At 63.6% G+C, this 25,075-nt stretch carries 22 protein-coding genes; 10 read left to right on the top strand and 12 right to left on the bottom strand.

The annotated features are described in order from the left end of the window. Positions 1 to 9 precede the first annotated feature (9 nt). The 3 genes from fdhF to ACYQ1H_RS04565 form a co-directional block, all read right to left on the bottom strand. Complete coding sequence (fdhF, locus tag ACYQ1H_RS04575) at positions 10 to 2,856, bottom strand: formate dehydrogenase subunit alpha (protein WP_460026884.1); 2,847 nt, start codon at positions 2,854 to 2,856, stop codon at positions 10 to 12. 107 nt (positions 2,857 to 2,963) lie between these two features. Then, positions 2,964 to 4,517, bottom strand: a complete 1,554-nt coding sequence (locus tag ACYQ1H_RS04570; protein WP_460026883.1) for a formate dehydrogenase beta subunit — start codon at positions 4,515 to 4,517, stop codon at positions 2,964 to 2,966. Continuing rightward, the gene (locus tag ACYQ1H_RS04565) at positions 4,514 to 4,990 is read right to left on the bottom strand and encodes a formate dehydrogenase subunit gamma (protein WP_460026882.1); all 477 of its coding nucleotides are present in this window, start codon (positions 4,988 to 4,990) and stop codon (positions 4,514 to 4,516) included. The genes ACYQ1H_RS04570 and ACYQ1H_RS04565 overlap by 4 nt, the downstream gene beginning before the upstream one ends. Positions 4,991 to 5,286: 296 nt before the next feature. Between ACYQ1H_RS04565 and ACYQ1H_RS04560 the strand changes: the two genes are divergently transcribed. Together ACYQ1H_RS04560 and ACYQ1H_RS04555 are read left to right on the top strand one after the other, a co-directional pair. Continuing rightward, complete coding sequence (locus ACYQ1H_RS04560; RefSeq protein WP_460026881.1) at positions 5,287 to 5,982, top strand: DUF2959 domain-containing protein; 696 nt, start codon at positions 5,287 to 5,289, stop codon at positions 5,980 to 5,982. Next, positions 5,942 to 7,093, top strand: coding sequence for an outer membrane beta-barrel protein (locus tag ACYQ1H_RS04555; RefSeq protein ID WP_460026880.1), 1,152 nt, complete (start codon positions 5,942 to 5,944; stop codon positions 7,091 to 7,093). Before ACYQ1H_RS04560 ends, ACYQ1H_RS04555 begins: the two co-directional genes overlap by 41 nt. 54 nt (positions 7,094 to 7,147) lie before the next feature. Here ACYQ1H_RS04555 and ACYQ1H_RS04550 read toward each other — a convergent pair whose 3' ends face one another. From ACYQ1H_RS04550 to ACYQ1H_RS04530, 5 genes are all read right to left on the bottom strand, one after another. Beyond that, the gene (locus ACYQ1H_RS04550) at positions 7,148 to 8,530 is read right to left on the bottom strand and encodes an ammonium transporter (RefSeq protein WP_460026879.1); all 1,383 of its coding nucleotides are present in this window, start codon (positions 8,528 to 8,530) and stop codon (positions 7,148 to 7,150) included. 103 nt (positions 8,531 to 8,633) lie between these two features. Then, positions 8,634 to 9,956 carry an ammonium transporter gene (locus ACYQ1H_RS04545; protein ID WP_460026878.1) on the bottom strand — a complete coding sequence of 441 codons (1,323 nt, stop codon included), beginning with the start codon at positions 9,954 to 9,956 and terminating at the stop codon, positions 8,634 to 8,636. 33 nt (positions 9,957 to 9,989) lie between these two features. Further along, entirely contained in the window at positions 9,990 to 10,328 is a 339-nt protein-coding gene (locus tag ACYQ1H_RS04540; RefSeq protein WP_460026877.1) for a P-II family nitrogen regulator, read from the bottom strand. Between the two features lie 439 nt (positions 10,329 to 10,767). Beyond that, positions 10,768 to 11,166: a small metal-binding protein SmbP gene (locus tag ACYQ1H_RS04535; protein ID WP_460026876.1), complete on the bottom strand. Its 399-nt coding sequence runs from the start codon at positions 11,164 to 11,166 to the stop codon at positions 10,768 to 10,770. Positions 11,167 to 11,213: 47 nt separating this feature from the next. Beyond that, positions 11,214 to 12,569 (bottom strand): porin, encoded by a 1,356-nt coding sequence (locus tag ACYQ1H_RS04530; protein WP_460026875.1) that lies wholly within the window; start codon positions 12,567 to 12,569, stop codon positions 11,214 to 11,216. A 243-nt stretch (positions 12,570 to 12,812) separates the two neighbouring features. Here ACYQ1H_RS04530 and recQ point away from each other — a divergent pair, with 243 nt between their 5' ends. Continuing rightward, the gene (recQ, locus tag ACYQ1H_RS04525) at positions 12,813 to 14,960 is read left to right on the top strand and encodes a DNA helicase RecQ (protein WP_460026874.1); all 2,148 of its coding nucleotides are present in this window, start codon (positions 12,813 to 12,815) and stop codon (positions 14,958 to 14,960) included. Positions 14,961 to 14,976: 16 nt separating this feature from the next. On the opposite strand, the gene ACYQ1H_RS04520 is transcribed toward recQ, so the two are convergent. Together ACYQ1H_RS04520 and purT are read right to left on the bottom strand one after the other, a co-directional pair. Continuing rightward, the gene (locus tag ACYQ1H_RS04520; protein ID WP_460026873.1) at positions 14,977 to 15,678 is read right to left on the bottom strand and encodes a lytic transglycosylase domain-containing protein; all 702 of its coding nucleotides are present in this window, start codon (positions 15,676 to 15,678) and stop codon (positions 14,977 to 14,979) included. Positions 15,679 to 15,800: 122 nt separating this feature from the next. Next, on the bottom strand, positions 15,801 to 17,006 hold the full coding sequence (gene purT, locus ACYQ1H_RS04515; RefSeq protein ID WP_460026872.1) for a formate-dependent phosphoribosylglycinamide formyltransferase: 1,206 nt from the start codon (positions 17,004 to 17,006) through the stop codon (positions 15,801 to 15,803). Between the two features lie 239 nt (positions 17,007 to 17,245). On the opposite strand from purT, the gene ACYQ1H_RS04510 reads away from it, so the two are divergent. Next, on the top strand, positions 17,246 to 17,641 hold the full coding sequence (locus tag ACYQ1H_RS04510; RefSeq protein ID WP_460026871.1) for a hypothetical protein: 396 nt from the start codon (positions 17,246 to 17,248) through the stop codon (positions 17,639 to 17,641). 12 nt (positions 17,642 to 17,653) lie between these two features. Continuing rightward, entirely contained in the window at positions 17,654 to 18,229 is a 576-nt protein-coding gene (locus tag ACYQ1H_RS04505; protein ID WP_460026870.1) for a hypothetical protein, read from the top strand. 39 nt (positions 18,230 to 18,268) lie between these two features. Here the strand turns inward: ACYQ1H_RS04505 and ACYQ1H_RS04500 are convergent, their stop codons facing one another. Further along, a complete protein-coding gene (locus tag ACYQ1H_RS04500) occupies positions 18,269 to 18,889 on the bottom strand; it encodes a YajG family lipoprotein (RefSeq protein WP_460026869.1) in 621 nt (206 codons plus the stop codon). Between the two features lie 269 nt (positions 18,890 to 19,158). On the opposite strand from ACYQ1H_RS04500, the gene ACYQ1H_RS04495 reads away from it, so the two are divergent. The 4 genes from ACYQ1H_RS04495 (at position 19,159) to ACYQ1H_RS04480 (ending at position 23,215) form a co-directional block, all read left to right on the top strand. Then, positions 19,159 to 19,359 (top strand): hypothetical protein, encoded by a 201-nt coding sequence (locus ACYQ1H_RS04495; RefSeq protein ID WP_460026868.1) that lies wholly within the window; start codon positions 19,159 to 19,161, stop codon positions 19,357 to 19,359. A gap of 141 nt (positions 19,360 to 19,500) precedes the next feature. Continuing rightward, entirely contained in the window at positions 19,501 to 20,388 is an 888-nt protein-coding gene (gene kdoO, locus ACYQ1H_RS04490) for a Kdo hydroxylase KdoO (protein WP_460026867.1), read from the top strand. Positions 20,389 to 20,426: 38 nt separating this feature from the next. Next, on the top strand, positions 20,427 to 21,029 hold the full coding sequence (locus tag ACYQ1H_RS04485; protein ID WP_460026866.1) for a nitroreductase family protein: 603 nt from the start codon (positions 20,427 to 20,429) through the stop codon (positions 21,027 to 21,029). Positions 21,030 to 21,262: 233 nt separating this feature from the next. Further along, positions 21,263 to 23,215 (top strand): DCC1-like thiol-disulfide oxidoreductase family protein, encoded by a 1,953-nt coding sequence (locus ACYQ1H_RS04480; RefSeq protein ID WP_460026865.1) that lies wholly within the window; start codon positions 21,263 to 21,265, stop codon positions 23,213 to 23,215. Here ACYQ1H_RS04480 and ACYQ1H_RS04475 read toward each other — a convergent pair. Beyond that, positions 23,212 to 24,423: a sulfite exporter TauE/SafE family protein gene (locus ACYQ1H_RS04475; RefSeq protein WP_460026864.1), complete on the bottom strand. Its 1,212-nt coding sequence runs from the start codon at positions 24,421 to 24,423 to the stop codon at positions 23,212 to 23,214. The genes ACYQ1H_RS04480 and ACYQ1H_RS04475 overlap by 4 nt on opposite strands. Before the next feature lie 333 nt (positions 24,424 to 24,756). Between ACYQ1H_RS04475 and ACYQ1H_RS04470 the strand changes: the two genes are divergently transcribed. Next, positions 24,757 to 24,996, top strand: coding sequence for a hypothetical protein (locus ACYQ1H_RS04470; protein WP_460026863.1), 240 nt, complete (start codon positions 24,757 to 24,759; stop codon positions 24,994 to 24,996). The last annotated feature ends 79 nt before the right edge of the window (positions 24,997 to 25,075 follow it).

Raw genomic sequence — 25,075 nt, 5'->3', positions numbered from 1 at the left:
CCGCCCGGATTACTCGGCGGTTGCCAGCCGATGATCCAGCAGGCCCTGCTGTTCCTCGCTGAATTCGCGGTACTGACGCTGCCACTCCGAAGGTCCCGCCACCTTGGTCACCTGGACCGCCGTGACCTTGTATTCAGGGCAGTTGGTGGCCCAGTCGGAATTGTCGGTGGTAATGACGTTGGCGCCGGATTCGGGGAAATGGAAGGTGGTGTAGACCACGCCCGGCTGCACCCGCTCGGTGATCGTCGCACGCAGCACGGTCTCGCCGGAGCGACTCTTGATGCCGACCCAGTCGCCGTCGTTGATGCCGCGATCCTCGGCATCGTGCGGATGGATCTCCAGCCGGTCCTCGGCATGCCACATCGAATTGGCGGTACGGCGGGTCTGGGCGCCGACATTGTACTGGGACAGAATGCGCCCGGTGGTCAGGATCAGCGGGAAACGACTGTTGGTGCGCTCTTGGGTAGGTACGTACTCGGTGAGCATGAAGCGCCCCTTGCCGCGCACGAAGGTATCGACATGCATGGTCGGCGTGCCTTCCGGCGCTTCGTCGTTGCAAGGCCACTGGATGCTGCCCAGTTCGTCCAGCTTGGCGAAGCTGACACCCGTGAAGGTGGGCACCAGACTGGCGATCTCGTCCATGATCTCCGAGGCATGGCCGTAATTCATGGGATAACCCAAGGCGTTCGACAGCAGCTGGGTCACCTCCCAGTCCTCATAGCCTGCCAGCGGCGGCATGACCCGGCGTACCGGCGAAATGCGGCGCTCGGCATTGGTGAAGGTGCCGCTCTTTTCCAGGAAGGAAGCGCCTGGCAGGAAGACGTGGGCGAACTTGGCGGTCTCATTGAGGAACAGATCCTGTACCACCACGCACTCCATGGCACGCAGGGCAGCATGCACATGCTGGGTGTCGGGATCGGACTGGGCGATGTCCTCGCCTTCACAGTACAGCCCCTTGAAGCTGCCATCCAGCGCCGCACCGAACATGTTCGGGATGCGCAGGCCCGGCTCGGACTCCAGCGCAACACCCCAGACAGACTCGAACAGGGTGCGGGTAGTGGTGTCCGAAACGTGGCGATAGCCGGGCAGTTCATGCGGGAAGGAGCCCATGTCGCAGGAGCCCTGCACATTGTTCTGGCCACGCAACGGATTGACGCCGACGCCTTCGCGACCGATGTTGCCGGTCGCCATGGCCAGGTTGGCAATGCCGATGACCATGGTCGAACCCTGGCTGTGCTCGGTCACGCCCAGTCCGTAGTAAATGGCCGCGTTGCCACCGGTGGCATAGAGACGCGCGGCTTCGCGTACCAGATTAGCCGGAACGCCGGTGATTGCCTCGCTGACTTCCGGCGAGTTGTGCTCCTGGCTGACGAAGGCCCTCCACTTGTCGTAGGACTCCGGCTCGCAACGCGCATGAGCGAATTCGTCATTGGCAAGCCCTTCGGTGACCACCACATGCCCCAGTGCGTTGATCAGGGCCACATTGGTGCCTGGACGCAGCTTGAGGTGATAGTCGGCCTGGACATGCACCGAACGGACCAGGTCGATATCGCGGGGATCGGCGACGATCAGCCGTGCCCCCTCGCGGATACGGCGCTTCATCGCCGAACCAAAGACCGGATGACCGTCGGTCGGGTTGGCTCCGATCACCAGGATGACATCGGTCTTGCGGATGGAATCGAAGGTCTGGGTACCGGCCGACTCGCCCAGGGTCTGCTTGAGACCGTAACCGGTCGGCGAGTGACAGACACGGGCACAGGTATCGACGTTGTTGTTGCCGAAGGCGGCACGTACCAGCTTCTGCACCAGGTAGGCCTCCTCATTGGTGCAGCGGCTGGAGGTCAGGCCGCCGACCGAGCCACGACCATACTTCGCCTGGATGCGCTTGAACTCGGATGCCGCATAGCCGATCGCCTCCTCCCAGGAAACCTCCTGCCAGGGGTCGGTGATCTGCTTGCGGATCATCGGCTTGGTGATGCGGTCCTTGTGCGTGGCATAGCCAAAGGCGAAACGGCCCTTGACGCAGGAGTGACCGTGATTGGCATGGCCATCCTTGTTCGGCACCATGCGCACTACCTCGGCACCCTTCATCTCGGCCTTGAAGGAACAGCCCACGCCGCAATAGGCGCAGGTGGTGATGATGCTGTGCTCTGGCTGCCCCTTTTCGATGACGGACTTTTCCATCAGGGTGGCGGTCGGGCAGGCCTGCACGCAGGCCCCACAGGAAACGCACTCGGATTCCATGAAGGGCTGATTCTGGCTGGGCGACACCTTGGAGTCGAAACCACGGCCGTCGATCGTCAGCGCGAAAGTGCCCTGCACTTCCTCGCAGGCGCGCACGCAGCGTGAGCAGACGATGCACTTGGACGGATCGAACTGGAAGTAGGGGTTGCTGGTGTCCTTTTCGGCCTTGAGGTGATTCTCGCCCTCATAGCCATAGCGGACCTCGCGGAGCCCGACCGCCCCGGCCATGTCCTGCAATTCGCAGTTGCCGTTGGCGGAACAGGTCAGGCAGTCCAGCGGGTGATCGGAGATGTAGAGCTCCATCACACCGCGCCGGACGTTCGCCAGTCGCTCGTTCTGGGTACAGACCTTCATGCCTTCGGCTACCGGCGTGGTGCAGGAGGCCGGCAGGCCACGCCCACCCTCGATCTGGACCAGACAGAGGCGGCAGGAGCCGAACGGCTCGAGACTGTCGGTGGCGCAGAGCTTGGGAATCTGGATACCCACGCTCGCCGCTGCGCGCATGACAGAAGTACCTTCCGGCACGGTGACGCGGAAACCATCGATCTCCAGCGTGACAGTGTTCGGCGACTCGCTCGCCGGGGTTCCAAAATCACAATCTCGTACAGCCATGATCTGCCTCCTGGGTGTCAGATGCTCAACTCACGCGGAGTGTCTGTTATCGCAGGTCCACGCGAACCGATTCCTGCTGCCTGTCCTCTGGCCCTGTTCCTGTTTGTTCAGGCCGCCTTGCTGGCGGCGTTGCTCACCCCGAAATCCTCGGGGAAATGATTCAAGGCGCTCAAGACCGGGTATGGTGTCATGCCGCCCAGCGCGCACAGTGAACCCGCCAGCATGGTTTCGCCGAGCTCCCGCAGCAGGGCAATGTTGCGCTCGCGATCGATACCGGCACGTATCTTGTCGATGACCTCGACGCCACGGGTGGAACCGATGCGACAGGGTGTGCACTTGCCGCAGGACTCGATGGCACAGAACTCCATGCCATAGCGCGCCATTTTCGCCATGTCGACGGTGTCGTCGAAGGCGACGATACCGCCGTGCCCCAGCACCGCCCACTGCGTGGCGAACGCCTCGTAATCCAGCGGCGTATCGAACTGCGACTCTGGCAGATAGGCGCCCAGTGGCCCACCCACCTGAACCGCACGAATCGGCCGGCCGCTCGCCGAGCCGCCGCCATAGTCGTAGAGGATTTCCCGCAGGGTCACGCCAAAGGCCTTTTCCACCAGACCGGGCTGCTTGAGATTCCCGGCCAGCTGGATCGGCAGCGTGCCCCGGGAACGACCCATGCCGAAATCGCGGTAGTAGGCGCCGCCTCTGTCGAGGATGATGGGTACGGATGCCAGGGAGATGACGTTATTGATTACCGTCGGCCGCCCGAACAGGCCCTTGATGGCCGGCAGCGGGGGTTTGTAGCGCACCAGCCCGCGCTTGCCCTCCAGGCTTTCCAGCAATGAGGTTTCCTCGCCGCAGACATAGGCGCCGGCGCCCAGACGCACCTCCAGGTGGAAGGCCCTGCCACTACCCAGCACATCATCGCCCAGGTAGCCCGCCGCGCAGGCGGCTGCGATCGCATCGTTCAGTGCCACATGTGCATGGGGGTATTCGCAGCGCAGGTAGATGTAGCCCTGCGTCGCGCCCACGGCGAGACCGGCGATGGTCATGCCCTCGATGAGCACGAAGGGATCGCCTTCCATGATCATCCGATCGGAGAAGGTTCCGGAATCGCCCTCGTCGGCGTTGCAGACGATGTACTTCCGGTGGGCAGCCGCATTCAGGACGGTACGCCACTTGATACCGGTGGGAAATGCCGCCCCGCCGCGGCCCCGCAGGCCCGATTCCGTGACCTCTTCGACAATGTCCGCAGGCGCCATGGTCAGCGCCCGCCTCAACCCCCGGTATCCCTCATGGCTCAGATAATCCTCAAGGCTGACGGGATCGGTAATGCCCACGCGGGCGAAGGTCAGGCGCTCCTGCTGCTTCAGGTAGGGAATGTCGGCGGTGAGACCCAGCCCGAGCGGATGCGCTCCACCTTCCAGGAAACCGGCCTCGAACAGACCAGCCACATCGCCCGGGGTCACCGGCCCGTAGGCACAGCGACCGGCCGGGGTTTCCACTTCCACCAGCGGCTCCAGCCAATAGAGGCCACGCGATCCGTTCCGGACCAGCTCGATCGAAACGCCACGGCGGCCAGCCTCCAGCTGGATAGCCTCCACGACACGCTCGGCGCCAAGCCCCAGCGCGCTGGAATCTCTGGGTATGTAAATCTTGCTCATGAACTTGCCTGCGCCGCATCAAGGATTTCGTCGAACCGCTCCGGGGTCACTCGGCCGTAAACATCCTTGCCTACCATGATCGAGGGTGAGCAGGCACAGTTGCCGAGGCAGTAGACCGGCTCCAGGGTAAAGCCGCCATCAGCGGTATTCTCGTGATAATCGACCCCCAGACGCTGCCTGGCATGCTCTTCCAGAGCCTCCGAGCCCATGGCCTGGCAGGATTCGGCACGACAGACATAGACGGTCTGACGCCCCGGCGGGGTCTCGCGGAAATAATGGTAGAAGGTGATGACACCGTGGACCTCCGCCCGGGAGAGATTTAAATCGCGAGCGATGACCGGCACCGTGTCGGGAGGCACGTAACCCAGTCGGTCCTGGATGGCATGGAGGATAGGCAGCAAGGGACCCGGCTTGTCCTTCAATCCCTCGATGATGGCCTTGACGTCCTCGTGATAAGACGGTTTTGCTGTCATTCCTGCTCCCTGCCCACGACCGGCCCGCCCCTGCCTAAGAGATCGGCAGCAGACGACTGGATCGAGGCTGATCGGTTGTTGAATGGGCCGGATTCTACTCGCTGTCCCCGGTTCTGAAAACCACTTTGTTGAGTATTTTACTCGGTTTTTCAGCCTGCGCGGATGGTTTCGCCAAAAAATCTTTTCACTACCAGGAGACAGTCTCCACAGCCGGCCCCCCGGACCGGACCCAGCCGCGGCACATGGTACCCACGGGTACAATACCCGGCCCAATTCCGGTTATAGCCTCCAGCCTGATGAGCAAACGCAAGCCGCCACTCTCCCTCGAAAACATCATCGAGTCGCTGACCCGCTTCGTCATCTCCCGCGGTCAGAAACTGTACTTCAGCGTGATCGAGTCCACCGGCCGCCACAAGCGGGACATCCTGGTGGCACGGGTGGAGCATGCCCGCGACAGTCTGGAAGAAGCCAAGGCACAATTCCAGACCGCGCTCGACCGATTCAGCCAGCTCACGCGATTCGACGGTGGCGACCTCGAGGACGTCTACCGGCAACTCAAGATCGAGTACGACTACAGCAATGCCAAGGCGCTGGCGGTTCAGGATCGCATCGATGCCGTGGAGGATGTCGCCCTGGCACTGTTCAACGAATGGGAGGCGGAACTGGACCAGTACACCAACCGCAGCCTGCGCAGTAGCAGCCGGCAAAAGCTCCGGCTCACCCAGCAGCACTATGGCCAGCTGATCAACGCTATGCGCCGGGCCGAGGGCAAGATCGACCCCGTGCTGCATGCCTTCCAGGATCAGGTGCTCTACCTCAAGCACAACCTGAACGCCAAGGCCATCGCATCCCTCCAGCATGAACTGAATGCCATGACAGCCGGTGTCTCGGGGCTGATCGGCGCCATGGAGCGGTCCATCTCCCGCGCCAACGCCTTCGTGGAATCGCTGAATGGCACTCAGCCCAAGGCTTTGCCCGCCGAGCGGGGCTAGCCTCGCCGGCCTGCTGGTTCTGGGCGTGGCCAGCGGAGCGCAGTCCGCTGCTGCCGATACGGGAGGCTGGCAGTATGGCGCCTACCTGGATGTCTCCTACGCCGATGACCTTGGCGGCGATCGCACAATCGAGTGGCGCAGCAAGCTGACCACGCGGCGACTCAACGCCTTCGACCCCAACATGGGGATGATGTACCTCTACAAACCACCTGACGAAAGCTCACGCTGGGGTCTGGAGCTTGGCCTGCAGGGCGGCGACGACATGGATGCGCAGAAGCCCTCGAAATCGCAGAACCCCTTGCCCGGCGCCGATGTCCTCAGCGTGTTCTCGCGCGCCAACGTGTCCTATCTGGCCGACATCGGCAACGGGCTCAAGCTCCAGGCCGGGCTGATGAACAGCTTCATTGGCTTCGAATCCATGTACGCGGGTCAGAATCCGAACTATACGCGCAGTTGGATGGCGGACTACTCGCCCTATTTCCTCATCGGTGCCGGCGCCGAGTATGCCGTACTCGGCAACCTGAGCGCCGGCCTCTACCTCCTCAGCGACTACGACTACCTGGCCTTCGTGGGCGATCAGCCCAAGTACGGCGCCCAGCTGAAGTGGCGGCCTCAGGCTGGCTGGACACTGACCCAGAACCTCTTCTTCGGGCCCGAGCAGAAAGAAACGGCCCTGAGCTACTGGCGAGGTTTCTCCGATACTATCCTGGAATGGCGCAGCGACGAGATCCTGCTGGCCATGGCCTACGACATCGGCACCCAGAAACTGGCCACCAGCGGCCTGCAGACCGTGTGGATGGGCAGCGCCATCTGGTCGCGCTGGCATATCGATGGCCCCTGGTCGCTGGCCTTGCGACCGGAAATCTACTGGGACCCGGATGGCCAGCTGACCGGACTGGAGCAATTCATCAGCGCCGTCACCCTCACCTCGGAGTACCGGACAACGCTAGTCGGCACCTCCGCCGCCACCGTACGCATGGAATTCCGGCATGACACCTCCATCGGACCCGAGGGCGGTTTCTTCAACGCCGCCGGCAACCAGCCGCTCCTGGTACCGGGACAGAACCTGCTGTTTTTCGCCCTGATTCTGACCTACGACGAAAATCAGTAAAAAAAAAGGGCACCCAAGGGTGCCCAAGCAAGAGCCACTCAAGAAAAAACCTGATCAGGGGTTGTAGGCCTTCTCGCCATGCTCGTGGATGTCCAGACCCTGCCGCTCGACCTCCTCGCCGACACGCAGCCCCAGCACAAGATCGACCACCTTGAAGGCGACCCAGGAGACGACAGCCGACCAGAGCAGCACCGTGCCGACACCCCAGCACTGGCTGATGAACTGTGACTTGAGATCGTAATCACCGATCGACTCGGTGATGTAGTCGTAGACACCGGTGCCACCCAGCGCCGGCGCGGCGACGATGGCGGTGCCGAGCGCCCCGACGATGCCACCGATCCCGTGCACGCCGAAGACATCCAGGGCGTCGTCGTAATAGAACATGCGCTTCAAGGTCGACACGGACCAGAAACAAGCACCGCCGGCCGCCAATCCCAGCACGATGGCCCCCATGGGACCGGACCAGCCACATGCCGGGGTGATGGCAACCAGCCCCGCCACGGCACCCGATGCCGCGCCCAGCAGACTGGGCTTGCCACGCAGCGTCCATTCCGCCGCGACCCAGGCCAGGGTGGCCGCCGCCGTTGCCAGCAGGGTATTGATGAACACCAGGCCGGTGGTACCGTTGGCTTCCAGGTTGGAACCGGCATTGAAGCCGAACCAGCCAACCCATAGCAGGGACGCTCCCACCAGGGTCAGGGTGACGCTGTGCGGCGCCATCGACTCCTTGCCATAGCCGATGCGCTTGCCGACCATGACGCAGCCGACCAGACCGGCCACGCCGGCATTGATATGCACGACCGTGCCGCCGGCAAAATCGAGCGCCCCCTTCTGGAACAGGAATCCGGCGGTCTCCCCGGCCGCCGCGGGACTGACATAGGCGTCGGGGCCGGCCCAGTACCAGACCATGTGCGCCATCGGCAGATAGGCGAAGGTGAACCAGATTGCCACGAACAGCAGCACCGCCGGAAACTTCACCCGCTCGGCGAAGGCGCCGACGATGAGCGCCGGCGTAATGCCGGCAAAGGTCAGCTGGAAGGCGATGTAGAGATATTCCGGAATCACGACGCCCTTGCTGAAGGTGGCGACCGTGGATTGCGGCGTGACTCCGGCCAGGAAGGCCTTGTCGAGGCCGCCGAAGAAGGCATTGCCCTCGGTGAAGGCGATGCTGTAGCCGTACAGCGCCCACAGCACGGCCATCAGCGAGAAGATCACGAACACCTGCATCAGTACCGACAACATGTTCTTGGCACGCACCATGCCGCCATAGAACAGGGCCAGCCCCGGTATCACCATCAGCGTGACCAGCACCGTAGCCACCACCATCCAGGCGACATCGCCCTTGTCGGGGACCGGGGTTGCCGACTCGGCAAGAACCAGGCCTGCAGGCCCAAGGCTCAGCGCGACAGCCCCCGGCACTTGAATCGATTTTCTCATGGCGCCCTCTCCCTTACGTATCCTCATCATCGCTCCAGAAAGACCCGCTCTCGCGTCGGCAAGGCCCGGGCGAAAAAGGATCGCCCAGACCCCGCTCCTAGGCTCAGGTGACGGATTCGCCATGCAGGCTGATATCCAGCCCCTGCGCCTCCTCGTCAGCCGTGCTGACACGCAGGCCAATGACCGCCTTGATGATGAAGAGGATGAGTGCCGACACCACCGCCGTGTAGACGATGGTGACAGCCACCCCGTAAACCTGCAGGGCCGCGCTTGCCGCCTTGCCGGCCGGATTGACGCTCGCATCGGCGAAGACACCGGTCAGAATTGCGCCGATGATGCCACCCACGCCATGGACGCCGAATACGTCGAGCGAATCGTCATACCCCAGCAGCTTCTTGACCGGCACCGCAGCGATATAGCAGCCGATGCCGGCTATCAGGCCAATCAGCAGCGAACCGGTTGGGTTGACGAAGCCAGCCGCCGGCGTAATCGCGACCAGTCCGGCCACGGCCCCGGAGACGATGCCGAGCAGGCTCGGCTTCCTGGCGACGATCCACTCCGCGAACATCCAGGCGAGCGCCGCGGCCGCCGTGGCCACCTGGGTGTTCAGCATCGCCACCGCCGCCAGTGCATTGGAGGCGACGGCGGAACCGGCATTGAAGCCGAACCAGCCCACCCAGAGCAGGGAGGCACCGATCATGGAGAGCGTCAGATTGTGGGGCGCCATGGAGACGGTGCCATAGCCCTTGCGCTTGCCAACGATCAGCGCGGCCACCAGGCCGGCGATGCCGGCATTGATGTGAACCACGGTGCCACCGGCGAAATCCAGCACGCCGGCGCTGCCGAGAAAGCCCCCGCCCCAGACGCTGTGGGCGACCGGGATGTAGATCAGGATCAGCCAAAGTCCGCTGAACCAGAGCAAGGCGGAGAACTTCATGCGCTCGGCGAAGGCGCCGACGATCAGGGCTGGCGTGATGATGGCAAAGGTCATCTGGAACATGATGAACAGCCATTCCGGAATCGTCCCCGACAGGGACGTGGCGGTCACCCCCAGCAGAAAGACCTTGTCGAGACTGCCGATCACCTGATTGAGCGCTTCGTTGCCATTCGGCGTCAGCGCCAGCGAGTAACCGAACAGGAACCAGAGCACCGTCATCAGACAGCAAATGGCGAAGCACTGCATCAGAACCGACAGCACGTTCTTTTTCCGGACCATGCCACCGTAGAAGAGCGCCAGGCCGGGAATGGTCATCAGCAACACCAAGGCCGTGGAGGTCAGCATCCAGGCGGTATCGCCGCTGTCCAGCCTGGCATCATCGGCCAGGGCGGGGTTGGCCGCAAACAGGGCCGTCAGCGCGATGTGCCCCAGGGGGGCCTTCGGCGGCAGATACGGAGACAAGCGCGAGGGGAAGGGAAATCTGCTCATGGGTCTACCCTAGTCGTTTGAAAACGGATGGAATCAGAGCGCGTCGGCACCGGTCTCGCCGGTGCGGATGCGGATGACCTGTTCCAGGTCGAAGACGAAGATCTTGCCGTCGCCGATCTTGCCGGTGTTGGCAGTCGCCGCGATGGCGTCCAGCGCGGCATCCAGTTGCGCGTCGGTCACCGCGCACTCGAGCTTGATCTTCGGCAGAAAGTCGACGACGTATTCGGCGCCACGATACAGCTCGGTATGGCCTTTCTGGCGCCCGAACCCCTTGACCTCGGTCACGGTGATACCGGTGATGCCGGCTTCCGACAGCGCCTCGCGAACATCGTCCAGCTTGAATGGCTTGAGTATGGCGGTCACTAACTTCATGGCTGATTTACTCCTGCGTGAGAATGGGGTGGTGAGCTCGTACATACCAGAAGCAGAAGACGTGCCAGCCTGCGGGGGAATCGACGGCAAGGCACGGGAAACCGCCCCCCGCCTGTGCGGCGAAACGCGGATTGCATGAAACCAGAGGGGCGATACCCGGCATCTTGGGCCCGTGACACCGGCCAGCGGCGCCGCCCATGCCCCAGAATGGAGCACGCGCCGCCTGATGGTGAAAGGGCTGAGAGGCTGTCGCCCCGATGCGGAGCGCCCGCCAGCCATGCCCGGATGCGACAGTCCCCTGCTGGCCAGTCGCGGCGCGGCTCACGGGCCGGACTTCAAGAACCCGGAACGAAACCAGGGCCGATCGGCGGGCAGAAAAAAACCACCTGCCTTGCGGCAGGTGGTTCCAAGGGCTCATCGAGCGAAGGAAATTGGGGAGCTAATTTTTTTCCTTCACCTCGACATCCTTGATAGCTTTCTTGATCTCGTCAGCCGCATCGCCGGCGAGGTTGCCCTTGGCATCCTTGCGGGCATGATCCAGTTCCTTGATCGCATCGGTGTCGGCCTTGGCCTTGGCGTCCTCGCCGGTCCACGACTTGTACCCCTGCACGTAGGGTTTCTTCTTGTCCTCCTCGATCAGGGCCTTTTCCGCGGCATTGATCTCCTGGATGGCCTTTTGCTCGTTGCCGGTGCGTGCATCCTGCTCCGCTGCCTTGAGGGTCTTCTCGATGGCCTCGCCACCCGCGGCGCCGACCGGCTTCTTCTCGGCACAACCGCCCAACAGGGTCAGACCCGCCAGCAGGCAAGCCATGACGCCGACAAAATGTTTCGCTTTCATAAATCGTGTTCCTCCGAATGCCTGGGAGTGGTCTTAACTTACGCCGATCAGAACGTGATCACCACATCCGCCGAGAAGGTGAACTGGGTATCGGTCATTTTTTGCGGTGTCGACCCCATGAATGCCTGGTCGTTGGACGACCAGTCGTAACGAACATTGGGACGCAACATGACCCATTTCAGCGGCTTGTAGTTGAGACCCGCGGTCAGGCCGTAATAGTCGGCGCCCGGCGTGTAGCCCCCGTTCGGGACGTAAGCGGCATAGTCGGCACCACAGGCGTAAGTGCTGCCAACCCCTTCCTTGTTCAGGTTGAAGCTGCCGGGGCAACGCTGCGGCCCCAGAACGCGGAAACCGTTGTTGTCACGGAACCACTCCATGCGGATGCCGGCGCCGAGGTTGTCCTCGATGTCGTACATCAGATACTGGTTGATGCCATACCAGGTTGCGTTCTCCAACCCGCCGGACTTGTTGTTGGAGAGACCGTTGCCGGTAATCACATCGTCGGCAAAGCCCATGTCGTTCTGCAGGACATAGTGCAGGGTGTTGTCGAGGAAGTTCGCCTTGCCGACCAGGCTGTACATCGCCCAAGGGCTGCTGGCGGTGGCGGAACGCGCGCCGGCGGTGGAACCCAGGTTGATGGAGTAGGCCTTGTCGTCACTGGTCCAGGTCACACCACCGAGGAAGTTCCAGTTGCTCAGCTGGGTATTGAAGTTGCCATCCCAGCCGCCGGTGGCGCTCCCGGTGACAGCGCCGGCACTGAGGCTCCAGTTGTCATCGAAGGCATAGGAACCGAGCAAGCCGGTATGGGTGAAGGGCTCGCCATACTGCATGGTGTAGGCATGCGTGTAGAAGAAGTTATCCGGCGCCGTGACTACCTCATAGCCCAGAATCGTGTAGAAGTGACCGGCCTTGATGGCGAGACCGTTGCCCACCGGCAGATTCATTTCGAGATAGGCCTGCGGGAACGCCAGCCCATAGAAGCGCTGATCCCAGCTGGTCAGGTGCAGGTCCCAGTTGCCCCGATTGAGCGGCTGTCCCGATCGCGGGTCGAGGGTCGGAACACCATAGGCCTGGGTGAAGATGGCATCGGAACCGTACATGATGTCGAAGCGACCGCCGAAATCCCAGTCGTCGCCATTGACGTTGATGGCCCGCTGGACAAAGCCGTACAGCTGATTCATCTGCAACTCACCGTCACGATCACCGAAGGTGACGGGACCATTGAAGCCATCGGCAGGATTGTTGGCGTTGGCGGTGACGCCGGCCTGGACCCAGCCGCCCCAGGTAATTCCCCAATCCTTCATGAACTGTGGATCGTTGCTGCCCAGGGCGTAATCGAAGAACCCGGTGGTCTCTTCGATATCCTCGGCCCTGGCCGTGACCGCCACCGCGGTCGCCAGCAAGGCGGCACATCCCACTAACCGCGGCGCTACCGGGAGTCGATGTTTACGCATGTCTTTCTCCGAAAATGTGAGGTTCGTCCCGTTCAAAGCACTTGGCGTGCCAGCCAGGGAAAAACCCGATAAAACAGCAACAAGCCTTGGCTTCCTTACAACAGGCCCCGCCGAATCAGTGCAGGCATGCACCAAACCAGGCCACATCGCGGTGACATATCCTACGGCTTGTTACCCGGGTCCTGAATTAGAATGTCGGCCATGATCACGCCGTTGACTGTCCTGCAGACCACCTTTGGCTATCCTGCTTTCCGCGGTCTTCAGGGTCTCATCGTCGAGGAGGTGCTTGCCGGCCGGGATGCCCTGGTGCTCATGCCAACCGGTGGCGGCAAGTCCCTGTGCTACCAGATACCGGCGCTGATCCGGCCCGGTACCGGACTCGTCGTCTCGCCCCTGATCGCCCTGATGCAGGATCAGGTGGAGGCACTGCGCCAACTCGGCATCCAGGCCGCCTTCCTGAATTCCAGTCTCGCACTGGAGGAACAGCGGGATGTCGAGCGCCAGTTCGCGGCCGGCCAGCTGGACCTTCTCTACGTCGCCCCGGAGCGCCTGAACACCGAGCGGTTCCTGTCGCTGCTGACGCGAACGCCGATCAGCCTGTTCGCCATCGACGAAGCCCACTGCGTCTCCCAGTGGGGACACGACTTCCGCGCCGACTATCTGCAACTGTCGCTGCTGCATCAGCGCTTCCCGGAGATCCCCCGCATCGCCCTGACGGCCACTGCGGACGAGCGCACCCGGCAGGAAATCATCGCGCGGCTGGCGCTGGAACAGGCGCGCGTCTTCTGCAGCGGCTTCGACCGGCCGAACATCCGCTACACCATTGCCGCCAAACGCCAGGCACGGGCGCAGCTCCTGCACTTCCTCCGCGCCGAGCACGCGGGCGACGCCGGCATCGTCTACTGCCTGTCGCGAAAAAAGGTCGAAGAAACCGCGGCCTACCTGTCCGACCAGGGCTTCACCGCCCTGCCCTATCATGCCGGGCTCGCAACCGGGACGCGCCAGGAACACCAGCGGCGCTTCCTGATGGAGGACGGCATCATCATCGTCGCCACCATCGCCTTCGGCATGGGGATCGACAAGCCCAATGTGCGCTTCGTCGCGCATCTCGATCTGCCCAAGAGTCCCGAGGCCTATTACCAGGAAACGGGGCGCGCCGGACGCGATGGCGAGCCCGCCGATGCCTGGATGGTGTACGGACTGCAGGATGTCGTCACCCTGCGGCAGATGGTGGAGGCGTCGGATGCCGATGAACGCCACAAGCGCGTGGAACGCGCCAGGCTGGACGCCATGCTGGGGTTATGCGAGGTGACCTCCTGCCGTCGGCAGACCCTGCTGCGCTACTTCGGCGAGGAGCTCCCGGAGCCTTGCGGCAACTGCGACAACTGCCTGTCCCCTCCGGCCACCTGGGACGGCACCGAAGCCGCGCGGATGGCGCTGTCCTGCGCCTATCGGGCCAACCAGCGCTTCGGCGCGCACCACCTGATCGATGTGCTGCTGGGCAGGAACAACGAGCGCATCGAGCGCCTGGGGCACCGCCATCTCAGCACCTATGGCATCGGCAAGCAGCTGGACGAAAAGCAATGGCTGTCCGTGTTCCGCCAGCTCATCACCTTGGGATACCTGAACATCGACCACGAAGCCCATGGCGCTCTCAGGCTGACCGAAGCGGCGCGTCCCATCCTGCGGGGTGAAATCCCCCTGCGGCTGCGGCTTGACGAGGACAAGCGGCTGGCCCGCCGCCAGGCCTCCCAGACCGGCACCCTCCTGGCCGATCCCGACCATCACGCACTCTGGGACGCGCTGAGGGGACTCAGGAAGCGCCTGGCGGAAACGCAAGGCGTGCCCCCCTATGTGATCTTCCAGGATTCGGTGCTGCTGGACATGGTGCAGCAACGGCCCCGCACGCTGGCGGAGATGGGCCGGCTATCGGGCGTCGGTCAGAAAAAGCTGGAGCGGTACGGTCAGGATTTTCTCGCACTGATCCACCGGCACCCCTCCCCGGATCAGCGACGCGAGCTGAGCACCACGGCGGCCGAATCAATACAGCTGTTTCGGCTGGGCATGACCGCGGAGCAGATCGCCACCCGCCGGGCGCTCAAGGCCAGCACGATCCTGGAACACCTGGCCCAGGGCATACAACAGGGACAGGTCGCCATCGGCGACGTCGTCGATCTGAAAGAGGAAGAGCTACAGCAGATCCGGCGGGTATGGGAAGGACTGCCGCAAGAGGAGCAGCGGGGCGTCAGGCCGCTCTTCGAGGCCTTCGAAGGCCGCTACGACTATGGACTCCTGCGCTGCCTGCGGGCCGAGTGGAGCCGCGCCGTCCGGGCAGGCTGAGCTTGCGGCAACTCGGCTAGTTGTAGCGATACAGATAGCCCAACACCTTGGAAACGTAATTGCGGGTCTCGTCGAAGGGCGGGATCTGATAGCCATACTTGACCACATTCTGTTCGCCGGCATTGTAGGCGGCGACCGCCAGCCGCACATCGGAACCGAACATGCCCAGCAAATCCCGGAGATAGCGGGCGCCGCCGAAGACATTCTGCTCCGGATCATAGGGATCGCGAACCCCGTAGCGGGCTGCCGTGCCCGGCATCAGCTGCATGAGTCCGATCGCACCCTTGTTCGACATCGCCGCCGGGTTGTAGGCCGATTCGGCATGAATCACCGCATGCAGCAGCGCCGGATTCAGGCCATGCCGGAAGGCGGCACGCTCGATCAGATCGGCATACTGCATGCGCCGCAGATCGAGGTTGCGAGCCTTGTCGCCCTGAATCTGGAGCTTGGCCGAAACCAGCATGGGCGGTGCCGCAGGCATCGCGGTCTGCACGTCAGGCAACAGCTTGCGCCCGGATCCCAGCGAGATGGTGACCGGCCGGGTATCGCGGGCCGGTGTCTTGATCACCAGCTTGTAGCCCCGGTGCCGGGGCTGGTCCGTGTAGATCACCTGGCCATTGGGCGTCACGAATTTGTAGACATCGGCCAGGACGGGACCGCTTGGCGTCGTGGTGCAGATGGCCAGCAATCCCAGTTCAAGCAAGCGCTTCAGCGTCATCCGTCAGCGAGATCGTGAGGGCAAACAGCCCGCAGTTTACATGGATCGGCGCACTTGGGAAGCGCGCGATGCTCTGGCGCCCGGCAGCGGACAGAACCGGCTGGCGGCCAGCAGGCCACTCGTCAGGCATCCTCCCGGAAGCAGGCATGCACCCGGCTGGCGGCCTCGCGGGCCCGCTCGCGGGCAGTTCCGATGTCCTCCCCGACCGCCAGCGCCACCCCCATCCGCCGACGGACATGGGATGCGGGCTTGCCGAACAGCCGTACCGCCGTGCCCTGGACCATCAGCGCCTGGTCCAGCCCACGGTACGCCACATTCTCGCCATCGACGCCGCCATAGATCACGGCGCTGGCGCCCGGCTGCCGCAAGGCTGTGGATACCGGCAGTCCCAGGATCGCCCGCGCATGCAGCTCGAATTCGCTCTGGGCCTGGGTAATCATGGTCACCATGCCGGTATCGTGCGGGCGCGGACTGACCTCGCTGAACCAGACGCGATCGCCCTGCACGAACAGTTCCACCCCGAACAGCCCCAGCCCCCCCAGGTTGTCGACCACCGCCCGCGCGATGCGCCGGGCTTCGGCCAGGGCGGCGGTGGCCATGGGCTGCGGCTGCCAGCTCTCGACGTAGTCGCCGGCCTCCTGACGATGGCCGATGGGCTCGCAGAATACCGTCTCCACGCCACCCTGCGCCGTCCGGACGCGGACCGTGAGCAGGGTGATCTCGTAATCGAAGGCGACCCTGCCCTCGACGATAACGCGCGTGTTCTGCACCCGACCGGCCGTCTGAGCGTGCCGCCATGCCGACTCGACATGGGCCAGCGAGCGGAGCAGCGACTGTCCCTTGCCCGAGGAGGACATGATGGGCTTGACAAAGCAGGGGAACCCCACCTGCTCGGCGGCTGCGCGCAACCCCGGCAGCGAATCGGCGAACACGTAGGGCGACGTCGGCAACCCCAGCGTTTCCGCCGCCAGACGCCGGATACCCTCGCGATTCATGGTCAGCTGCGCCGCGCGCGCCGTCGGGATGACCGTCGCCAGGCCCTCGGATTCGATCGCCGCCAGGGCATCGGTGGCAATCGCCTCGATTTCCGGGACGATGAGATGCGGCCGCTCCTCCGCCACCAGCCGCCGGAGTACGGCCGGATCGGTCATGTCGACCACATGATGACGATGCGCCACCTGCTGGGCCGGCGCGCCGGCATAGCGATCCACGGCGATAACCTCGACGCCGTAGCGCTGCAGGCTGATCGCCACCTCCTTGCCGAGTTCGCCGCTGCCCAGCAGCATCACGCGGGTCGCGCCGGGCATGAGGGCTGTGCCGATGATCATGATCGGATTCCGAGAGTTGGAAAAGATGGCGTAAAGTGTAGCGGCATTCGCAAACCGGTGTCCGAGCCCCGGATCCGGACACGGCGATCCGCCGCCCCGGGCATGGCGCGCGGGCAGCGAAGCCTGTCGCCCCCGTCAAGTCCGCGCATCGGAAATGCCAGAATAATGTGGCCGGATCAGGGTGGCGCATGCGACCCTCTTCCGCCCACGCAATCGATAGACCGCACACACGGAGCATCATGAGTCTCAAAGCCAGCCTTGTTCGTACCGCCGTCAAATGGACCCCGAAAGCCCTGATGCTCTGGGTGGGAAACCGGGTTCTCACGGGCATTGCCCGGTTGGGCGACATCCAGATCGATCTCGACCACCGCCAGATTTACATGCGAACCACCCTGGTCGGCGAGGCCGAGCCCATCGAAGTCTGGCTGGAGGATTTTGCCGTCGGCCACGATGGACAAACGCATTACGCGATCCTGCGGCAGGCACGCGCCAACAAGCCCTGGCTCACCAACCTGCTTGGGCGCATTACCCACCGGGCCTTCCCGATCCCCGACCTGCCGCAGCTGCGCCCGCATATGGCTCTGGTGACGGAACTGCTCAAGGAGCAGCCCGGCGCTCCGCTCCGCCTTCGATAGCCTGCCGGGACCATGGGAAGACAAGCTCGCCCGCGCAGCCCCCTCGGGTGGCTGGCGGGAGCGCTGACACTGCTTCTGAGCCTGCCCGCGCAGGCCGACGAGGATGAGGGCTATATCAACCTGTGCCTGACTGCCTGGGGCGATCATCCGTTCAAGGGCATCCCGCACTACCAAAAATACTCACCGATCGTCAACATTTTCGGTATCGGCCAGAACACCGACGATCTGGCCGCAACCCGAGAACCGGCGCTGGTGCTGATCGACACCGGTGTCAACCTGATGGGCGGGACCACCATCCGCCTGCTGAACCCGAACGGCTGGTACTGCTTCCGCTCCAACATCAACATCATGGGCAAGGTCACCATCAAGGCCCATTGCAACGCGCACATTGCCTCTGCCAGCGAGGGACTGACCTTCCTCGGCGAGGATCAGCACAACCAGAGCACGACGGTCATGGGCTTGACCCATGTGGAACTCATCGGCTGCGAGGAACCCGGCGCAACCCAGGGCAGGCATGGCGATGAGCAGCCACGCCGCCGCCAGCGGCAAACGCACGGGCGCGCGGCGGAAACCAGCGACGCAGAGTGACCGTACCAGCCTATCCGGCAAGAGCGGCAATTCCTGCCGTCAACGCCCCTGGGCCAAGCCTTCCCCGCCCAGCAATTCCGGCCCCGGCGGCGCCCATTGCAGATTGATGGCATCGTTGCCATGGAGGCGGATCAGCTCCATGACTGACCCGTCCTCCTCCTGGGCATCGTTGATGCCATACATGAAGTCGTAGTAGTCATGGTCCTTGCCCAGCCAGCGAGTCCTGGCCACGACGAAGAACTCGCCATTGCCGACATTGGCAAAGCTGAAATCGCCATCCTCGTCGCAACGCGTGGTGCGGGTGGTCGCATAGAACGGCTCGGCGCCAACGAACTTGATCTCCGGTTCGCGACTATCCATGCGATAGGCGGCATTGATCGTTCCATAACGACCCGTATCGAGCTGATAGAACTGCCTGGCCCACTCCCGCGCATAGGCCGTGGCCGGCACCAGACTGACCACGTTGTTGGCGCAAGTCACCAGCGTGCCGCTGGCCAGGCCAACCATGATGCGGCCGCTGACCTGATTGGTGCCCGGCGCCAGCATGGCGCTCGCCTTGGCTGAATCGAACGGCACATCGATGCGGGCAGGCTGCTGACTGGCGCAGGCCGCGAGTGTCAGTGTCAGCACCACCATCGCGAGGCAGAGAGGCTTGTTCATGGCTGTTCCTTGGCAAGGAGAGGGAAAGACCCTGAATTCTGACAAAACCCGGACAGGAAGGCACCTGCCCTGCGCCGATTGGCACGCCCCGTGCGTATGGTGCCCACCTGCGGAAGGCGGGCGACCGACACCCGGTCCTCGCAGGGGAATCCAGCATGCTGATCATCCCAGCCACGACCGGAACTTTCCCGAAACCCTGCTCTTCCAAGGGCCGTTCGCTCGGTTACCTGGACAGGCAAGAACAAGACAGGAGAGGCAGGGAATCAACCATGAACACCAAAAAGGACCGACTCATCACCCGCGAGCTGCTCGATTGCTATCGCCGTGACATTTATAGCTCCCACCCGGTTTTCTCCGATCGGGCCAAACAGTCACTGAAAGAGTGCATCGAACGCGGCGGTGACTTCGACTGTGAAGCCACCCGCATCAACGCCATCAATCTTTACAGCACACTGGCCGAGCAGTCCTGAAAGCCCGGTTGGAGCCCTGATCCCGCGTGACCCGGCGTCTTCGATCCGGGTCGCCCAACCATTGCGTTTGTCGGGTTTTCGCTAGAATGCCCTCCACGCGACCCCAGGTTTCGCACGGGGTCCAACAATGTGGAGGACACGATGAGTCTGGAGGTTTTGCAAACTTTCGCCATGAGCCGCTGGACGGCGCCCTTCGAGGGCATTCCGCAGGGTGGGCTGGAGGGACAGGTGGAAAGCGGCAGAGTCTTGTATTTCCCATCCCTGAGTTTCGCCCTGGAGAATGGCGAACAGCGCTTTCTGGCAGAGCATTGGGCGGACATCAAGGCCAAGAACATCAGCTACCGCGGTACCGATCAGCCCTTGCGCGGCGCACTCGGAAACGCCAAGGATCTGGCTGAGCTGCGGGCCATGCTGGCGCGGTTCGCCGAGCAGTCCGAATCCCTGGTGCACGGCCTGTTCCCACGCTACCGACCGCACCTGCGACGCGGCTTCACGTCCTACCGAACCGCACAGGTGGAGGCCCGCGTCACCAGCTGGCGAAAGGACGACACCCGGCTGCATATCGATGCCTTCCCCTCCAACCCGACCGGCGGTCTGCGCCTCCTGCGGGTATTCACCAACCTCAATCCGTTCGGCAGACCGCGGGTCTGGCGTGTGGGGGAGCCTTTCGCCGCCCATGCCGCCCGGTTTCTGGCGCAGGCCAGGAAACCCTGCCCACTGTGTGCCTGGGGGCTGGAAAAACTGGGCTTGACCAAGTCGCGCCGCACCGCCTACGACCACTACATGGGACAGTTGCATGACCTGGGCAAGGCCGACCTCGATTACCAGCGCAATTCCCCGCAGACAACCGTCGAGCTGGCCGCCGGCAGCACCTGGGTGGTCTTCTCCGACCAGGTTCTGCACGCCGTCATGGCTGGCCAGTACCTGCTGGAACAGACGTTCTACCTGGACCCCCTGAACCTGGTCGAACCGGCGTCGGGACCTCTCGCCATACTCGAGGGGCTGACCGGCCGCCCACTGCGCACCTAGCGCCAAACCCCTCCTCCTCCCCCTAGCCCGGAAGCCGCATGTTCCAGAAACCCGCCGACACGCAGACACCTATCCTCGAACCCCTGGCCCAGCGCTGGAGTGGCCGCGCCTACGATCCGGCCCGACCGGTCGAACGCAGCCAACTGTTGGCAGTCCTCGAAGCGGCTCGCTGGGCGCCCTCCTGTTTCGGCTACCAGCCGTGGCGGCTGCTGATCTGGAATCGCACCGAGGACGACGGAAGCTGGCAGCAGGCTTTCGCCTGCCTGTCAGAAGGCAATCGCGCCTGGGCCGGGCAGGCGCCGCTACTGCTGCTGGCCTGCGCCGAAACCCAGTTCACCGATGGCCGGCCCAATCGCTGGGCGCAATACGACACGGGTGCGGCGATGATGAGCCTGTCCGTCCAGGCAACCGCCCTGGGCCTCATGGTGCACCAGATGGGAGGATTCGATGCCGGCCGCATCCGCGAGCAATTCGCCATCCCGGATACCTTCGACTGCATCGCCATGTTGACGCTGGGTTATCAGGTCCCGAGGGACCAGATCCCCGCCGAGCTGCAGGAGAGGGAACTGGCCCCGCGCTCGCGCCGGCCACTGGGCGAATCGTTCTTCGAGCGTCGCTGGGGCGCGGCACTGAAAACCTGACCCGGGAGCAAGACCGGTTCGCCGCCATCTCGGATCTGCCATCGGCGCATGGGGGACGTCACTACGGGATCCCTCCATCCCTTGCCCGGCTCGATGAAGCTGATAGCGGTGCCGGCAGGCCCGGCTTTCCGCGGATGCGTCCCGCGGCCTGGCAATGCCTTCCGCGATCCCCCGGTCGCTTGCAGGCTTTTTTCCATCCAACCGCCCGCTCCACGCCCGTTAGCCGAAACACGATGTATTCCGCCCTGTTCAACCGCATTCTGGCCGGTCTTTCCGTTCGCGTCCCCGCAACCGGTTTTGGCCTGTTCCGGGTGGCCTTCGCCCTGGTAGCGCTGCAGGAGATCCTGTTCCTGTTCCATTTCCGGCACCTGATCTTCGACCCTGTGCCTTACCTGGACAGGGCATCGCCGGTGCTGCACGTGCTGCTGCTAGCGTGGATGGCGGTCGCGGCCTGCCTGGTGGTGGGGTATCACACGCGCCGCATGGCGGTCGTCAACTACCTGTTCTGGGTGACCTTCGTCGTCTTCACACCGATGTGGCAGGATTTCGATGGCGGCTTTGACCAGTTGATGACCGGCAGCAGCTTCCTGCTGATCTTCCTGCCCGCCGAACGGGCCTGGTCACTGGACAATCTGCGCTGGGCCTGGCGCTATTCGGTGCCGGGGCACCGCTACACGCCGCCCCGTACGGTCCCGCTTCTGGCCTATGTCCTGCCGCTGGCCGTGACGCTGGGACTGGTGTACTTCGACTCCGGGCTACACAAGCTGGCAGCGGAATTCTGGCGCAACGGCATGGGCGCCTGGCTGCCGCCCACCATGCCCTATTACATGTCACCACTGGACATGAGCTGGCTGCTCAACCGGAAATGGCTGGAAATGGCCATCGGTTACAGCGTGATCGGCTTTCAGCTGATATTCGTGTTCCTGTTCTGGTTCCGGCGCTTCCGCATCCCCCTGCTGCTGATGGGGGCCAGCTTTCACATCGGCATCATCCTGTCGCTGAACGTCTACCCGTTCGGTTTCGCGATGCTGGTGCACTATCTGCTGCTGGTACCGTTTCGCTGGTGGCGCACCCTGGGTCATTGGATACGGACGCCGGCACCGCGCCTGACGGTGTTCTACGATCAGGATTGCCCCCTGTGCAACCGTACCGCGATCTTCGTCGAGCACTTCGACCTGCGCCGCGCCGTGGACTTCCGCGGCCTTCAGAGCCATGCCCACGCCTTTCCCGCACTGGCCGGGATCCCCGAGACAACGCTGCTGAACGACCTCTATGCCCTGGACCGACACGGACGGCTGACCGCCGGTATCGATACCTACCTGCAAATCCTGGGTCAGCTCGGTTATACCGCACCGTTGGCCTGGATCATGCGTCTGCCCGGCATTTACCAACTGGCCCGGGCAAGCTACCGGCGCATCGCCGACCAGCGGGAGCGCCTGCCCTGCGGCGAGCATTGCCCGGCGCCGTCCGCACCTGCGGTGGTCGACGAGCGCCCCTTCGCCGGCTTCTATGCCCGCTACGCCGGCACCGACCGGCAGACGGCGCGGCGCATCACCAAGGCGCTGGTGCTGGTCGGCATGCTGCAACTCAACAGCACGATCCACTACGGCATCCTCTATCGCTGGGCCGGGACACGTCCCGGCGATCCTGCACTGGCCCTGCTGGATCAGGCCAGCGATGCGGTCATCAACCTGTCGCATGCCTTCCTCGGTATCTCGCCGCACGCCCTGTACCTGCACGATCATTTCGACGGCTACAACACCATCGTCGCCCTGACCTACCGCGATGCCTCGGGCCGGGAAACCTGGCTGCCATTCATCAATCAGGAAGGTCGCCTGCTCTCGCCCAACTGGGGTCGCGTGCAGTCGATGTGGGCCAACGTCGCCATCACCTCGCACATGAGCCGCGACCGGCTGGAGAAATTCGCCAGGAAGATCACCGCGTTCTACGGAACGGCGATGGGCATCGACTTCTCGCAAGCGGAGTTCGTCATCAAGGCGAAGCAGATAACGGTCCCGACCAGGTGGGAATACGACCTCCGCCACCGCAACATGGCGGCACCCTGGCGCAATATCGGCACCCTGACCTGGAGCGCCGAAGGCGTCCGGCTCGAGCTCGCCGAACTGCCCGGGGCCGGCAGCCATCGTCAGCGGGACACACGGGCATCCGGCATGCCGTTGCGCTAGGGGTGAAGCTGGTGGCGCAGGGCCTCCAGCGCGCTCTCGCTTTTCTCGATCAGCCGGTGGATGGTTTCCGCCATGGGCACCGGGCTCGGCATCGGGCCGCCCTGGACCACCCGGAAAGCGCCGTCGATACTGCCCGTCGCGCACCGCCAGGGCAGCAGTCCCACGTCAGTGGGCGTGAATTCGATCACCGGCATCTCGCCCGTCATGGCAAAGGTTTCGGCCAGGGCGGGCATGTCGATCCGTCCACCGCAGGCAGGTAGCGCCGCCCCCATCAGCATCCACTGAACGGGCACGCCAACCTTGACCACCGGCTGTTCCGCCAGCGGACCGGGCTGCTCGATGAGGGTATGCACCGCCTGACTGCCTGCCGGCGGGGCGACACCGTGACCGGCATGCAGGTCGGTGCCACTGTCCAGCATCGCGTAACCGCGCTGCAGCATGATGATGCCCAGCATCACGACGATGACGCCGGAGGCCCGAACCAGCCTGGGTGCGAACTGACGGGACAGGGCGCTGGCAAGAAAGCCGAACCCCATCATCAGGGGTAAGGTGCCCAAGCCGAAGACGAACAGCATCTTGGCGCCCTCGACCGGGTTACCTGTACCGGCCGCCATGACATACATGGCCTGCAGCGGGCCGCAGATGATCATGAGACCATTCAGCAGACCGATCACGAAAGGATTGGTATTGCGTCGCAGGGCTGCGCCCACCCAGCGCATGATGAAGCCGGGCGTGCGGATCTGGAATCGGGCCAGCGGGGCAAAGACACGCAGGGTACCCAAACCGAACAGCACCAGAAAAACGCCCGCCGTCAGCCCGGCCACGCCGCGCATGAAGGGGGTGAAGGTCACGATGGCGCCCAGCGCACCGAAAAGTGCGCCGATGACGGTATAGGACAGGGTCTTGCCCACCCCGTAATAGAGGTGCGTCAGATACTTCGCCCGCCCTTCCGCAGCCTGTCTGACCGTGTATCCCACCACCAGGGCACCGCACATGCCGGCACAGTGGAATCCCGTCAGGGTTCCGGCAATGAACAGCAGCGCCAGACTCAGCGGTTGGCCATCCTTGGGGGTCTCGAACTGACTACCGAGGAACTGGCTGAAGTTGAGGATGAAGTAAAGACCGGCAATCAGCAACAGAATGACGAAGAAACGCAAAAGCCGGCCCCAGAGACTCAGCCCCGGGTGATGGGCAGTGTTGGCACTCATTTATCGAATGAGAATGAGGGGAAGATTCGGTGGCTAGAGTGGTGGACCCTGGGCTGCGCCGCAGGGGGTCCTTTGCAATTACAGCAGGATACATGCCTGACCTGGCAAATCGAGCAGGGCTGGCTTTTACGGAGAGATCGGCCAGAAATCAAGGCGCCGCTGCGTGATATGCCACAGCCGACTCCGGCATTTCCCACATGTCCTGGATGGACGCGAACGATGTCTGATGGCGGAGGCCGCGCGGGACGCGGCTTTCACGAACTGGCACGGAGGTTGTTTCAACTTGCGCGGCCAATATGCGCTGTCAAACCCCCAACCCCGGAGAGTTCGCTCATGAGTTCCACCAAGGCCCTGATCGCCGCCCCGACCAGTCCCCAGCCCGGCCCCATGCTGCTGGGCACCGGGCTGGCTTTCGCCTCCCTGATCCTCTTGCCGGCTGTTGCCACCCAGCTGGGTATGGGCGCAGCGCTGACCGGTGCCCTGCGCATCGCGCTCATGCGGGCGTCCAGCCGTGTGATAAGTGGCGCCAACGGTTCCGGCGAAACCGCGCCCGCAGGGTTCAGCTGTCATTAACGTTTTTATGAGAACAAAATCGTTGCCTCGTTTCAAGCCAAGACCGCTCACCACCCCCGGCCTTGGAACCAGACGCCGG

It is taken from the genome of Methyloparacoccus murrellii, from assembly GCF_054657115.1.
Note: the sequence above shows the minus strand (reverse complement) of the source record. Positions and strands in the feature narration are given on the sequence as shown.